The following is a 14,235-nucleotide window of genomic DNA, read 5'->3' on the forward strand; positions in this document are numbered from 1 at the left end:
ACCGTGTTCACCGGTTCGCCGGTCGTATCCCGGGCACTACTTGCTTGTGGTCATTCCTGTTCATGACGTCAACCCGGTGCGACGCACGCCCTATGTGACATACGCGCTGATCGCCGCCAACTTCGTCGTCTTCCTGTTCACCCCCGGCATAGCGAGTTCGGTGGCGGGCCAGAGCGACCTGTCCCAGCTGTGTCATCTCCAGGCGTTCCTGGACCACTACGCGGCGGTGCCACGGGAGTTGATCCACGATCAACTGCCACGACTCGTGCCCACGGGCGCGACGGGCGTCGGCCCGCACGGCCCGGGCTGCGTGGTGGCCCCGCCGGGCTATCACAAGTCGCCGCCGGCGTCCGTCTTCACGTCGATGTTCCTGCACGGCAGCTGGCTTCATCTGCTGGGCAACATGCTGTTCCTGCTGATCTTCGGCAACAACATCGAGGACCGCCTGGGCCACATCCGCTTCGCGCTCTTCTACGTGGCGTGCGGCTACGCGGCCGGCTACGGCTTCGCCCTTCTCAACGACACCTCGGGCGACCCGCTGATCGGCGCGTCCGGTGCGATCGCGGGCGTGCTCGGCGCGTATCTGGTGCTGTATCCGCGGGTCAGGGTCTGGATCCTGGTCCCGTTCCTGCTCTTCCTGCCGCTGCGGCTGCCCGCGTGGATCGTGCTGGGCTTCTGGTTCGTGCTGCAGGCGTTCTACTCGTCCGGCCAGGGCGTCTCCAGCGCCGGCACCGTGGCGTACGCGGCCCACGTGGTGGGCTTCCTCGTCGGCATGATCCTGGCCTGGCCGCTGCGCTCGGGCACCCCGGCGCCGCCCGAGCCGCGCGGCCTGAGCTGGGGCAGGCAGGCGCGGCCCGGGTGGTGAACGGGCGGGCGGGGGACGGTCAGCGGGCCGTCTGCGTGTGGACGTACTCCACGAGCCGGGTGAGGGCGTCGGGGTCGGTGGACGGCATCACGCCGTGGCCGAGGTTGAAGACATGGCCCTCGAGGCCCGCGGCGGCGTCCAGCACCTCCCGGGTCTTCGCCTCGACGGCCTCCGTCGGGGCGAAGAGGATCGCCGGGTCGAGGTTGCCCTGGAGGGCCTTGCCGGGGCCGACGCGGCGGGCCGCCTCGTCGAGCGGGACGCGCCAGTCGACACCGACGACGTCCGCGCCGGCCTCGCCCATGAGGCCGAGCAGCTCACCGGTGCCGACACCGAAGTGGATTCGGGGCACGCCGTACCCCTCGACGGCGCGGAAGACCTTGGCCGAGGCGGGCAGCACCGAGCGGCGGTAGTCCACGGGGGCGAGGGCGCCGGCCCAGGAGTCGAAGAGCTGGACGGCCGAGGCGCCCGCTTCGATCTGGACCTTCAGGAAGGCGGCCGTGACCTCCGCGAGCCGGTCCAGCAGGTCGGCCCACAGCTGCGGGTCGCCGTGCATGAGCGCCTTGGTGTGCTCGTACGTCCGGGAGGGGCCGCCCTCGATGAGGTAGCTCGCGAGGGTGAAGGGGGCGCCCGCGAAGCCGATCAGCGGGGTCGCGCCCAGTTCGCCGGTGAGCATCCCGATGGCCTCCGTGACGTACGAGACGTCCTCGGGGGTCAGATCGCGCAGCTGGGCCAGGTCGGCGCGGGTGCGGATCGGATGCGCGACGACGGGGCCGACGCCCGGCTTGATGTCGAGGTCGACACCGATCGCCTTGAGCGGGACGACGATGTCGCTGAAGTAGATCGCCGCGTCCACGCCGTGCCGGCGGACCGGCTGGAGCGTGATCTCCGTGACCAGCTCGGGCCGCATGCAGGACTCCAGCATGGGGATGCCCTCGCGCACCTTGCGGTACTCGGGCAACGAGCGCCCCGCCTGTCGCATGAACCACACCGGCGTGTGCGGCACGGGCTCGCGCCTGCACGCCTTCAGGAAGGCGGAGTCGTACGTCGCTGTCGGCTGGCCCGTCGCGGGGCGGTCATTGGCACTCACCCGAAAAGTCTCGCACGCCGCACCGACGTCCCTGTCCCGGGTCGGCGGCACCCAGCAGGGGGCCCGCCCGCACCGGGGCGCGGAGCTGTCGGACCTCGCACCCGGCGCGCGGTGGTGCCCCGGCGCCGACCCGCCCCTGTCCCGGGTCGGCGGCGCCCAGGAGGGGGCCCGCCCGCACCGGGGCGCGGGGCTGTCGGACCTCGCACCCGGCGCGCGGTGGTGCCCCGGCGCCGACCCGCCCCTGTCCCGGGTCGGCGGCACCCAGCAGGGGGCCCGCCCGCACCGGGGCGCGGAGCTGTCGGACCTCGCACCCGGCGCGCGGTGGTGCCCCGGCGCCGACGGCCGCAACCACACCGCGCCGTTCCCCGCCAAACCGCCGTCGGCTTCGGGTGTCTCTCCCTGCGAACGCGCTTTCTTCCCCTTACTCTTCCCCGCATGGCTGCGGCTCAGGGACGACTGACGGACGGCGCTGGCGGAACGGACGACGCGCAGGAGGAGGACCCGGATGGGAGGGATAAGGCTCCGGCGCCCTTCCGTGCCGCCGTCGACGCGCTGAGGACCGCGCGCCTTCGGGCCGAGATCGAGGTCGAGCCAACGCGCCCGCCGCAGCGGCTGGCGCCGTTCTCCTATGCCCTGGAGGCAGCGGTCGTCCAGGAGGACGAGGATCTGGCCGACGGGCGTCTCGTCCTGCTCCACGACCCCGCCGGGCACGAGGCGTGGCAGGGCACCTTCCGTCTGGTCACCCTGGTGCGCGCGGAACTCGAACCGGAGATGGCCGCGGATCCCCTGCTGCCCGAGGTGTCCTGGTCCTGGCTGACCGGCGCCCTGCAATCCCGCGGGCTGTCGTACGGCGAGCCGAGCGGCACCGTCACGCGCGCGAGTTCGCACTACTTCGGGGGGCTCGCCGCCCGGCCGGCCGCCTCGCAGATCGAGATCCGCGCCTCCTGGACACCGCGTGAGGGTCTCGGCGGCGTTCCGGACACCGCCGCCCATCTGGCCTCCTGGTGCGAGCTGCTGGCACAGGTGGCGGGTCTGCCCCCGGCGGCCCCGGGGGACGGGTCGGTGGTGTCGCTGCCGCAGCGACGGGGGCCGCAGCCTCGCTGACGCCCCGGCGACGAGTGCAGTGGAGGTCACACGCGCGTAGGCCTCGATCTTGTCAACCCCGACTTGACCATCCTTGCCGTCTCTTTGTCGATACGACCACTTTCGGCCCCCTATCCATAAAGTACCGAACCCTTTCGATCTTCCCTTGATCGCTCGCGCATCCGAATTGCCCGGATTGTTACTCACCAAATCGTGATCATTCTCTAAAGGAGCACGGGTTTGATGCCGAAGACGACTGTGACCTTGAAAGCACGGTTCGTCCCGGCTTCATCCCCAGAGCCGGCCCCGTCCCGCACCCCCAGGAGGCCTGGTGTCCGTTCTCCTCGAGCAGCCCGCAAGCCTGGTCGCCTACCGCCCGAACAAGCCGACCGCCATGGTGGTCGTCGCCGACCCTCGGGTCCGTTCCACCGTCACCCGCCATCTCTGGGCGCTCGGAGTGCGCGACGTCATCGAGGCGTCGTCGATCGCGGAGGCCCGCCCCCGTATCGGCAACCCGCGTGACATCTGCGTCGCCGACGTCCACCTCCCCGACGGCTCCGGCCTCACCCTCCTGTCGGAGACCCGAGCCGCGGGCTGGCCCAACGGTCTCGCCCTGTCCGCCGCCGACGACATCGGCGCGGTCCGCAACGCCCTCGCGGGCGGTGTGAAGGGCTACGTCGTCACCGGTACGCGCACGAACGTCGGGCTCCCCACCCGGCCCGGCGCCGCCCCCATCGGCGCCGCGGCCGCGCGTCTGCACCGCCGCCCCCCGGGTGCCCCGAGCCACCCGGGCGGCTACCGCGAGCTGTCCGGCCGCGAGGTCGAGGTGCTGCGCCTCGTCGCCGAGGGCCAGTCGAACAAGGCGATCGGCGTCTCCATGGGCCTGTCCGCGCTGACCGTCAAGAGTCATCTCGCCCGCATCGCCCGCAAGCTGGGCACCGGCGACCGCGCCGGAATGGTGGCGGTGGCCCTGCGCACCGGCATCATCCACTGACCCGCCCCCGACCCCCCGTCCCCGCACCCCACACCCCGGCCGTGCCGACACCGAGCCGCCGCCGACACGAATCCGGATCACCGACCATCCCCTGGACGCACCCGCCCCGCGCCGCCCGCGAGCACGGGAAGAGCACGCCACCATGTCTCACACGTGACTGGTTTACGCCCCTCCGGCGCCCGACGACGGAACGTTCCGTCGTCGGGCGCCGTCCACGCACGGATACCCTTGACAGGTGACCGACGCCCAAGAGACCGCAGCAGACAGCCCACTGCGAACCACCGGAGGCGCCCCTCCGGACGATGTCGAAGCAGCGCCGATCCCTTTGCTGGAGCCGCGCGACGGCATTCCGCCCGTGATCGCCGACGAGGCCTCGCTCGCCGAGGTGATCGCCGCGTTCGCCGCCGGCAGCGGCCCCGTCGCCGTCGACGCCGAACGCGCGTCCGGCTACCGGTACGGCCAGCGCGCCTATCTGGTCCAGCTGCGCCGCGAGGGCGCGGGCACGGCACTGATCGACCCGGTGGCCTGCCCCGATCTGTCGGGCCTGGGCGAGGCGCTCGCCGGTGTGGAGTGGGTGCTGCACGCCGCCACCCAGGACCTGCCCTGTCTGCGCGAGATAGGCATGGTGCCCACGCGCCTGTTCGACACCGAGCTGGCGGGGCGCCTCGCCGGGTATCCGCGGGTGGGCCTCGGCGCCATGGTGGAGAGCGTCCTGGGCTTCGTCCTGGAGAAGGGGCACTCGGCCGTCGACTGGTCGACCCGGCCGCTGCCCGAGCCGTGGCTGCGCTACGCCGCCCTCGACGTGGAGCTGCTCGTCGACCTGCGGGACGCCCTGGAGAAGGAGCTGGACCGGCAGGGCAAGCTGGACTGGGCCCAGCAGGAGTTCCAGGCGATCGCCTCCGCGCCGCCCGCCGAGCCGCGCAGGGATCCCTGGCGCCGTACGTCCGGGATGCACAAGGTGCGCCGCCGCCGGCAGATGGCGGCCGTCCGCGAGCTGTGGCAGACCCGGGACCGGATCGCCCAGCGCCGCGACGTCTCGCCGGGCAAGGTGATCGGGGACGCCTCGATCGTCGAGGCCGCGCTGGCTCTGCCGCCGAACGTGCACGCCCTGGCCTCGCTGAACGGTTTCGGTCACCGTATGGGCCGGCGCCAGCTGGAGCAGTGGCAGGCCGCGATCGACCGGGCGAGGGCACTGCCGGAGGCCGAGCTGCCGCAGCCCGGGCAGCCGGTGGCCGGTCCCCCGCCGCCGCGGGCCTGGGCCGACCGCGACCCGGCGGCCGCGGCCCGGCTGTCCGCCGCGCGCGCCGCGATCTCGACGCTCGCCGAGCAGCTCTCCATGCCGCAGGAGAACCTGATCTCTCCGGACGTCGTACGGCGCCTGTGCTGGGAGCCCCCGAAGCCGGTTGACGCCACGTCGGTCACGACCGTGCTCACCGGCTACGGCGCCCGGCCCTGGCAGGTCGAGCAGGTCACCCCGGCGCTGGTGACCGCGCTGTCCGTGAACGGCTGAGGCGACTGGGGCAAGACGCCCCCGGCCGAAGGACGCGGGCGCGGCCACGCGCCGCCCCGCCACCGTACGAACGCGGCCGCGACCCCGCACGCGACCGCCGGACCGGCATGAACGCGCCACCCTGTGGGCCCCCGGAAGCCCAGTGGTCGCGTCGGCATCACGCCAACCGGCCCCCCTCCAAAGCGCCCCCCTGCTCTCCACCCTCCTGCCCCTCTCCTCACTTTCCGCTCCGGCGCCGGCGGTGTGACCTTCACCGCTTGGCCCGGCGGGGGTGGGCAGCTTGGTTACCCACAAGTAGCATGGTGCTGAGCGCGCGCTCAGCGTGTCGCAGCAGTGCCATCCCGCACCCTGGAGGAGAGCCATCGTGCCTCGTACCGTCAGGGACGTCGTCTTCGTCGACGGCGTCCGCACCCCGTTCGGCAAGGCGGGCCCGAAGGGCATCTACCACGAGACCCGCGCCGACGACCTCGTCGTGAAGGCGATCCGGGAGCTGCTGCGCCGCAACCCGGGTCTCGACCCGAAGAAGATCGACGAGGTCGCCATCGCCGCGACCACCCAGATCGGCGACCAGGGCCTGACCCTCGGCCGCACCGCGGGCATCCTCGCGGGCCTGCCGACCTCGGTGCCCGGCTACTCCATCGACCGTATGTGCGCGGGCGCGCTGACGGCCGTGACGACCACGGCGGGCTCCATCGCGTTCGGCGCCTACGACGCCGTCATCGCCGGTGGTGTCGAGCACATGGGCCGCCACCCGATGGGCGAGGGCGTCGACCCGAACCCGCGGTTCGTGAGCGAGAAGCTGGTCGACGAGTCCGCGCTGTTCATGGGCATGACGGCGGAGAACCTGCACGACCGCTACCCGCACATCACCAAGCTTCGTGCCGACGAGTACGCGGTGCGCTCGCAGGAGAAGGCCGCCAAGGCGTACGCCAACGGCAAGATTCAGCAGGACCTGGTGCCGATCTCGGTCCGCCGCACCAGCCCCGAGGCCGGCGAGACGGGCTGGGGCCTGGTCACGGCCGACGAGCCGATGCGCCCGGGCACCACGCTGGAGAACCTGGCGAACCTCAAGACGCCCTTCCGCGTCCACGGCCGGGTCACCGCGGGCAACGCGGCCGGTCTGAACGACGGCGCCACCGCCTCGATCATCGCCTCCGAGGACTTCGCGCGCGAGAACGGCCTGCCCGTCAAGATGCGTCTGGTCTCCTACGCCTTCGCGGGCGTCGAGCCGGAGGTCATGGGTTACGGCCCGATCCCGGCGACGGAGAAGGCTCTCGCCAAGGCGGGTCTCTCCATCTCCGACATCGGCCTGTTCGAGATCAACGAGGCCTTCGCGGTGCAGGTCCTGGCCTTCCTGGACCACTACGGCATCGCGGACGACGACGAGCGCGTCAACCAGTACGGCGGCGCCATCGCCTTCGGTCACCCGCTCGCCTCCTCCGGCGTCCGTCTGATGACGCAGCTGGCCCGCCAGTTCGAGGAGCAGCCGCAGGTCCGTTACGGCCTCACCACCATGTGCGTCGGCTTCGGCATGGGCGCGACGGTCATCTGGGAGAACCCGCACTTCGAGGGGGACAAGTGAGCACCACCGCTGAGCTGCTGAAGGGTGCGGCCGAGCTGTTCCCCGGCGAGGTCGTCACGCAGGCGCACGTACGCCACTTCGACCTGCCGCTGAACGCCGGGCGCTTCGCCCTGATCACCCTCGACAACGGCCTGGACCACACCAAGCCGACCACCTTCGGCCCCCAGTCGCTCGCGAACCTCAACACCGCGATCGACCAGGTCGAGAAGGAGGCCGCGGACGGCGGCATCGTCGGTGTCGGCATCACCGGCAAGCCGTTCATCTTCGCGGTCGGCGCCGACCTCAAGGGCGTCGAGCTGCTGAAGCGGCACGAGGACGCGCTGGCCATCGGCCGGGGCGGCCACGAGGTCTTCAAGCGCCTGTCGAAGCTGGCCGTCCCGACGTTCGCGTACTACAACGGCGCGGCGATGGGCGGCGGCGTCGAGGTCGGCCTGCACTGCACCTACCGCACGGTGTCCGCGGCCCTCCCGGCGTTCTCCCTGCCCGAGGTGTTCCTCGGCCTCGTTCCGGGCTGGGGCGGCTGCGCCCTGCTGCCGAACCTGATCGGCGCCGACAAGGCCGTCTCGGTCATCATCGAGAACTCGCTCAACCAGAACAAGCAGCTCAAGGGCAAGCAGGTCTACGAACTGGGCATCGCCGACGCCCTGTTCGAGGGCGCCGACTTCCTGGAGCAGTCGCTGATCTGGACGGCGTCCGTCCTCAAGGGCGAGATCGAGATCGAGCGCCCGGTGATCGACCGCGGCGAGGCCTGGGACCAGGCGGTCGCCCGGGGCCGCTTCATCGCCGACAGCAAGGTGCACGGCGCGGCCCCGGCCGCCTACCGCGCGCTCGACATCATCGCCGCGGCCAAGAACGGCGACCTCCAGCAGGGCTACGACGCCGAGGACAAGGCGCTCGCGGACCTGATCATGGGCGGCGAACTGCGCTCCGGCATCTACGCGTTCAACCTCGTACAGAAGCGCGGCAAGCGTCCGGCGGGCGCCCCCGACAAGAGCCTGGCGCGTCCGGTCACCAAGGTGGGCGTGGTCGGCGCGGGTCTGATGGCCTCGCAGCTCGCCCTGCTCTTCCTGCGCCGCCTCGAGGTCCCGGTCGTCCTCACGGACATCGACCAGCAGCGCATCGACAAGGGTGTGGGCTACGTCCACGCCGAGATCGACAAGCTGCTCGCCAAGGGCCGCGTCAACCAGGACAAGGCCAACCGCCTCAAGGCGCTGGTCTCCGGTGTCCTGGACAAGGCCGAGGGCTTCGCGGACGCGGACTTCGTGATCGAGGCCGTGTTCGAGGAGATGTCGGTCAAGCAGCAGGTGTTCGCCGAGGTCGAGGCGGTCGCACCCGCGCACGCGATCCTCGCGACCAACACCTCCTCCCTCTCGGTCTCTGAGATGGCGTCGAAGCTGCAGCACCCCGAGCGGGTCGTCGGCTTCCACTTCTTCAACCCGGTCGCGGTGCTGCCGCTGCTGGAGATCGTCCGCGGCGAGAAGACCGACGAGGCGTCGCTCGCCACGGCGTTCGCCGTCGCCAAGAAGCTGAAGAAGACCGCGGTTCTGGTCAAGGACGCCCCGGCGTTCGTCGTGAACCGCATCCTCACCCGCTTCATGGGCGAGATCCAGAACGTCATCGACGAGGGCACCCCGGTCGAGGTCGCGGAGAAGGCGGTCGAGCCGCTGGGCCTGCCGATGTCCCCGCTGGTGCTGCTGGAGCTGGTCGGCCCGGCGATCGGTCTGCATGTCTCGGAGACCCTCAACAAGGCGTTCCCGGACCGCTTCACGGTCTCCGCGAACCTCAAGGCGGTCGTCGAGGCGGGCAAGCGCGGCTTCTACGTCTACGACAGCGGCAAGCCGGAGCTGGACCCGGAGGTCGCCGCGCTGCTGAAGCAGGGCGACTCGGTGCTGACCGAGGAGCAGGTCCGCGTCCGGGTGCTGGACGCGGTCACGCAGGAGATCGGTCTGATGCTCGACGAGGGCGTCGTGGCCGAGGCCCAGGACATCGACCTGTGCCTGATCACGGGCGCCGGCTGGCCCTTCCACCTGGGCGGCATCACGCCGTACCTGGACCGCGAGGGTGTCTCCGAGCGCGTGAACGGCAAGAGGTTCCTGGAGCAGGGCCTGGCGTCGGTCCCGGCGTAACCGCCGTAGCCGATCCCGCCGGCAACCGCCGTACATGACAAGGGCCTCCGCATCGTGCGGAGGCCCTTCGTCGTGCGCGGCGGGACCGGCGGCCGGGTCAGCCGGTGATCTGCCAGGGGCCGAACTCCGGCGAGCCGGGGGCGGTCTGGCGGGCGACGGCCAGCCGGCCGTCCGCGCCGAGGACCGCGATGGTGGCGCGGCCCAGCGCGTCGAAGGCGGCCGCGGGCGCGTGCGCGATCGTGCCGCCCAGGACGGTCGTGGGCAGCTCCCGCCAGGACTCGTCGCCGGGCAGGAAGCGGTACGCCACCCCGCCCAGGTCGCCTCGGGTGGCGACGAGGGTGCCCGCCTCGGGCGACGGTCCCGCCGCGAGGGCGATCGCGCCGAAGCCGCCGCGGCCCCCGATCGAGGCCGCCGGCTGGGCCCACCGGCCTCCGGGGGCGTCCTCCCGCGCCATCAGCAGACGGCCCGATCCGGGCCGCCGGTAGACCGTCATGACCTGTCCGCCCGGCTGGACGACGGCCGCGGCGGGGCCGGCCGGCACGGTGAGCCGGAAGCGGGGTGCCCGGCTGGGCGGTGTGTCGAGGTTGCTCTGCGACCAGTGGAAGACGCCCTCGCGGCTGGCGGCGAACACCTCCACATGGCCGTTCGGTGCCGTGAGCGCGGTGAGCCCCTCCTGGAGTTCATGGCCGCGCAGGTCGGTCCACTCGCCCCAGGAGCCGTCGGCCTCCTGGACACGGCTGTGCAGTCCCTGGCCGGCGTTGCGCACGAAGAGGTGCAGCCGGCCTCTGCCGTCCCTGGTCACGGCGGGTGCGCCGAGGTGGCGGTCGCGCTGCGGGTCGCCCGTGGAGGGGTTGCCCAGGGTGATCCAGCCGGGGAACACCCCGTCCGGCTCGGACTGTTCGAGCAGCACGATCTCGCGGGCGTTGCCGCCGTCCGCGGCAAGACGGGACAGACGCAGGGCGAAGATCTGCCAGCGGCCGTCCGGGCTGAGGCTCACCGCGAGGTTCGGTGCGAGCGGGCCGCCGCCGAGGAAGAAGGGGCCGCGCCACTGGTCGGCGCCGGGCTGGGCCTCCAGCCATACCGCGGCCTGCTGGTTGACCACGGCGAAGGCCGCCAGCCGGCCCCGCCGGTCGGCGAGCAGCCAGTTCGTCCCGGACGGATGGCGTGGTGCGGTGCTCTGCACCCAGCCCGTGCGCCGGGCGTTCAGACCGACCGCGTAGTCGCCGCTGCCGGCGGGGTCCCCGCCGTCGTACCCGTCCGCGGCGCCGTAGACATTGAGGAAGTACTCCTTCAGGGAGACGGCCTGCGGGCTGAGGTTGTGCGGCCAGCGTTCGTTGTAGTAGCCGCGGTACGCCTCCACCGTGAAGGTGCGGTTCTCCGCCGGGCCCTGGTAGCGGTCCAGGGCGAGCCAGGAGAACAGGGCGGCGGCGGTGTGGTCGCAGTGGTCCGACAGGTCGCCGTGGTCGTGCCGCTGCGGGAACTTCTCGTCGTGCACCAGCCGGTCGGGATCCGGGTCCATGGTGCGCACCAGCGTCGGCCGGACGATCCCCATGATCTGGACCAGCGTGTCCACCAGACCGGCCCGGGTGTACGGGAGTGTCTCGGGCACGAGGCCGCCGCTGACCGCGAGCGTCGGGACCTGATCGGCCTCCTCGTGCCAGAGCGCGTGCAGGCTGCGCGGCGGCCCCTCCGGCGTGCCGTGCTGGCGGACGTTGAGGAAGATCAGCGTCACCCAGGGCGCGTCGGCGAGGGAGTACACCTCGGCGAGCGCCCCGCCCGCCGTGGACAGGGTCCCCGGGTTCCAGGCGGCCGTGCGGTCGCCGGACACCATGGCGGCGTAGGCGGCCTTGATGCCGTTCTGGCGTGCCTTGCCGTACGCGGCGCGGTCCTCGGCGACCGGTTCCAGCTGCCACGGCCGGGGGTTGCGCCCGTGCGCGTCGCCGCTCGTGAGATACACGGTGGTGGTGGGGGTCCCGGCCTTCAGACCCTGGAAGGTCGCGGGGTTCATGAAGTACAGGTCGTCGTCCGGATGGGCCACGATCTGCAGGACGGATGCGGGACTGTTCACGTGGTTGCTCCTCCTGACGGCGCGAACGGCGGGGACGGCATGGTCACAGCGGCCATCCCGGCAGATAGCCCGCGTGGGCGCGCTGGTTGCGCGTTGATCCGGTCTCGAACTGGCTCGGCACCGGGAAGTAGCTCGGCAGGAAGGCGGCGAGGATCGCGTCCTGCTCGTCCTCCGGGACATCGCCGTCGTGGTAGTCGTTGAGGCAGAACACGTCGTGCGGGCGCACGGTGAGGATCCGGTTCAGCCGGGCGGCGTGCTCGCTCAGGCCGACGTTGACGAATCCGCACGAGATGCTGCCGGGCACACTGCGCAGGGTGTGGAAGCCGAAGTAGTGGTGCAGCGACGAGGCGACGGACAGGTCGTTGTGGCTGCGCAGCCGGCTGGCCGCGGTGGCCGCCACCGCCTGCTGGTAGCGGTGCTCGATGTCCGCGAGGACACCGCGCCGCAGCGGGTGCGGCGCGTGCAGGAACGAGTGCACCAGCGTCTGCCCGAAGTCTTGCTCGATCAGGGCCCGGTTGTTCTTCGCGGCGCTGACGTTGAACTCGTCCTCGGCCGACCCGGGTGCCATCGGCACGGCCGTCGGCGACATGAAGTGCTTGGCCTGGCCGTTGCCGAGGAAGAACATGTCGGGGCGCACGGTCCGGCCGATGAACACATCGTCGTTGAAGTAGAGGAAGTGCTCGGCCAGCCCCTCGATGTGGTGCAGCTGACTCTCGATGGCGTGCGAGTTGTAGGTGGGCAGCACACCCCGGTCGCGGAAGATCTCGGCGTGGTCCACGACCCGCACCCGCGGATGGCCGAGGTCCAGCCAGTGCGGCACCTGTTGGTCGGTGACGAGGTAGATGTTGCGGATCCACGGGGCGTACATGTCGATGGACCGCAGGGAGTAGCGCAGTTCGTCGCGGTCCCGGAAGCGGGCGGCGCTCGTGGCCGCGTCCTCGGTCCGAAGTCCCATGGCGGCCAGGACCGCGTTCTTGCGTTCCAGCCACGCCATGTCGGCGCCGTCGACCCAGGTGTAGACGGCGTCGACGGGGAAGGTGATGTCTCCGTGCAGCGCCCGCCCGAAGGCGTCGATCGTCGGGTAGGGGCGGCCGCCCAGGGTGAGGGTGCCGCGCCGCATGGCGCTGTTCGGGACCCGGTCGCCGATCAGCGTGCGCGCGGGCGCCTTGAGATGGTTCTCGTCCTCCGGGTCGGTGTCCCAGAAGGAGATGGTGCAGCCGTAGACGGCACCGAGGCGCAGCAGACGCGAGTGCGAGACCACGTTCTGGTACACCCGGACCCCCGAGGACGGGGTGTCGGCGTACGGGGCCGCGAGGCCGGCGAGGACGGTCGCCACCGTCTTCTGCCCCTCGTTGAGCACCGCGGCGTACACGGCCTCCTCGGCGTACCGGTCGGCGAGAGCCTTGAAGACCGCCTCCTTGTGTACCGCGTGGACGGCGACCGTGTGCCGCACGAGGTTGTCGCGGACCACGAGATAGGGGATGTCCGCGCCTTCGAGGGCGCCCGCGGCCAGGGTCAGGTTCTGCTGGACGACGTCCCAGGGCGACTCCCAGTCGAGCAGCCGGCACAGCTGGCCGCCGTCGTGCACCAAGCGGTCGCCGCGCTTGAGCAGCCGCTCCTCCAGCGTGCGCTGGTCGGAGGTGCGCACGGTGGTGGCGGGGGCGGGGGACGCGGCGGGCAGGGTGCCGTCGTGGCCGCTGTAGAAGGCGTGCACGGCCTGCCGCTCCGCCTTGGCCGCGGCGCGGCGGCCGCTGTCGCGCTCGGCGGCTAGTTCGTGGAAGACGCGTTCCCACTGCGCGGTGACGACGGTGGGCGAGAAGCGGTTGACGGACGCGAGCGCCGCGGCGCCCATCCGCTCCCGCAGTTCGGTGTTCTCGATCAGCAGGAGCAGGGCCGAGGCCAGGGCGTCGGTGTCGCCGGGCGGTACGAGGATTCCGGTCTGCCCGTCGATGACCACTTCGCGCGGGCCGTTGGGCGAGTCGTAGGAGACCACCGGGACGCCCGCCGCATGGGCCTCGGCGAGCACCAGGCCGAAGGCCTCGTTGCGGGAGGTCAGGGTGGCTATGCTGGCCTTGGCCCATTCCTCCGCCAGGTGGCGGGAGTTGCCGTTGAGCTGGACGCAGTCGTGCAGTCCGAGCATGTCGATCTGCCGGCGCAGGGCGCCGCTGAGCGGTCCGTCGCCGAAGATCCGCAGCTGCCAGTCCGGGTGGTGCCGGGCCACGGTCGCCCAGGCGGTGACGGCGTGGTCGATCTGCTTCTCCGCCACGAGCCGGCCGGCGATCACCACGGTCCGGGTCCGCAGGGTCGAGCGGGGACGGAAGCCGCCGGGCAGGGCGTTGGGCACCACTTCCAGGCGGGGGGCGGCGGGGCCGAGAGTCTCCGCGAACCACTCGCGGGTGCGTTCGCTGAGCACGGCGAGCGCGTCCAGCCGGGAGGCGTAGCGGCGCAGCGGCTCCCCGCTGGTGCCGCGCAGTTCCGAGACCCGGTGCTCCTGGTGGACGGTGATCACATGGGCCGGGGCGAGCCGGACGGCGAGGGCCATCAGGGCGGGGGTCGTCGTGACCAGGACGTCGGTGTCGGTGCCCTGGAGGGCGAGTTCGAGTTCCACGTCGGACAGCCGGTTGAAGGCCGACTCCCAGGACCGGTCGACGATCTGGCTGGGCTGGGCGGCGAGACCCGCCCACACCGAGTCGTCGACGCCGGTCGGGCGCAGCGGACGGGGGGTGCGCGCGGTGAGGTCCACGAGGTAGTCCACGCGGACCCGTTCGTCGGGGGTGAAGAACTGCGCCGCTCTGCTCTTGAAGACGCTGAGCACCCGGACGTCGTGCCGGGCGGCCAGCTCCGACGCCTGGTTGAACACGGCGCGTTCGGTTCCGCCCACGGCGTCGGCCGTGGTCAGCAAAAACGTGATCTTCATCTG

10 protein-coding genes are annotated in these 14,235 nt (G+C 71.8%); 7 read left to right on the forward strand and 3 right to left on the reverse strand.

The features are described from left to right. Positions 1 to 46 precede the first annotated feature (46 nt). A complete protein-coding gene (locus ACFY2Z_RS04165; protein ID WP_390742624.1) occupies positions 47 to 865 on the forward strand; it encodes a rhomboid family intramembrane serine protease in 819 nt (272 codons plus the stop codon). 19 nt (positions 866 to 884) lie between these two features. On the opposite strand, the gene hemE is transcribed toward ACFY2Z_RS04165, so the two are convergent. Then, entirely contained in the window at positions 885 to 1,952 is a 1,068-nt protein-coding gene (gene hemE / locus ACFY2Z_RS04170) for a uroporphyrinogen decarboxylase (protein ID WP_390742625.1), read from the reverse strand. On the opposite strand from hemE, the gene ACFY2Z_RS04175 reads away from it, so the two are divergent. The 6 genes from ACFY2Z_RS04175 to ACFY2Z_RS04200 all read left to right on the forward strand — a co-directional run bounded on the left by ACFY2Z_RS04175 (position 1,942) and on the right by ACFY2Z_RS04200 (position 9,247). After that, the gene (locus tag ACFY2Z_RS04175) at positions 1,942 to 2,412 is read left to right on the forward strand and encodes a hypothetical protein (protein WP_390742626.1); all 471 of its coding nucleotides are present in this window, start codon (positions 1,942 to 1,944) and stop codon (positions 2,410 to 2,412) included. The two genes, hemE and ACFY2Z_RS04175, sit on opposite strands and share 11 nt — an antisense overlap. Next, positions 2,388 to 3,056 (forward strand): DUF3000 domain-containing protein, encoded by a 669-nt coding sequence (locus tag ACFY2Z_RS04180; protein WP_390742627.1) that lies wholly within the window; start codon positions 2,388 to 2,390, stop codon positions 3,054 to 3,056. Before ACFY2Z_RS04175 ends, ACFY2Z_RS04180 begins: the two co-directional genes overlap by 25 nt. Before the next feature lie 310 nt (positions 3,057 to 3,366). After that, the gene (locus ACFY2Z_RS04185) at positions 3,367 to 4,029 is read left to right on the forward strand and encodes a response regulator transcription factor (RefSeq protein ID WP_003993737.1); all 663 of its coding nucleotides are present in this window, start codon (positions 3,367 to 3,369) and stop codon (positions 4,027 to 4,029) included. Between the two features lie 235 nt (positions 4,030 to 4,264). Then, the gene (locus tag ACFY2Z_RS04190; protein ID WP_390742628.1) at positions 4,265 to 5,539 is read left to right on the forward strand and encodes a ribonuclease D; all 1,275 of its coding nucleotides are present in this window, start codon (positions 4,265 to 4,267) and stop codon (positions 5,537 to 5,539) included. A 364-nt stretch (positions 5,540 to 5,903) separates the two neighbouring features. Further along, positions 5,904 to 7,121, forward strand: a complete 1,218-nt coding sequence (locus ACFY2Z_RS04195; RefSeq protein WP_355906125.1) for an acetyl-CoA C-acyltransferase — start codon at positions 5,904 to 5,906, stop codon at positions 7,119 to 7,121. Next, positions 7,118 to 9,247: a 3-hydroxyacyl-CoA dehydrogenase NAD-binding domain-containing protein gene (locus ACFY2Z_RS04200; RefSeq protein ID WP_390742629.1), complete on the forward strand. Its 2,130-nt coding sequence runs from the start codon at positions 7,118 to 7,120 to the stop codon at positions 9,245 to 9,247. Before ACFY2Z_RS04195 ends, ACFY2Z_RS04200 begins: the two co-directional genes overlap by 4 nt. A 97-nt stretch (positions 9,248 to 9,344) precedes the next feature. On the opposite strand, the gene ACFY2Z_RS04205 is transcribed toward ACFY2Z_RS04200, so the two are convergent. Together ACFY2Z_RS04205 and ACFY2Z_RS04210 are read right to left on the reverse strand one after the other, a co-directional pair. After that, positions 9,345 to 11,315 carry a PIG-L family deacetylase gene (locus ACFY2Z_RS04205; protein ID WP_390742630.1) on the reverse strand — a complete coding sequence of 657 codons (1,971 nt, stop codon included), beginning with the start codon at positions 11,313 to 11,315 and terminating at the stop codon, positions 9,345 to 9,347. 43 nt (positions 11,316 to 11,358) lie between these two features. Continuing rightward, positions 11,359 to 14,232 carry a stealth conserved region 3 domain-containing protein gene (locus ACFY2Z_RS04210; protein ID WP_390742631.1) on the reverse strand — a complete coding sequence of 958 codons (2,874 nt, stop codon included), beginning with the start codon at positions 14,230 to 14,232 and terminating at the stop codon, positions 11,359 to 11,361. Between the last annotated feature and the right edge of the window lie 3 nt (positions 14,233 to 14,235).

Origin of the sequence: Streptomyces sp. NPDC001222 (assembly GCF_042896945.1) — a bacterium.
In the GTDB taxonomy this organism is placed as follows: Bacteria; Actinomycetota; Actinomycetes; order Streptomycetales; family Streptomycetaceae; genus Streptomyces; species Streptomyces gibsoniae.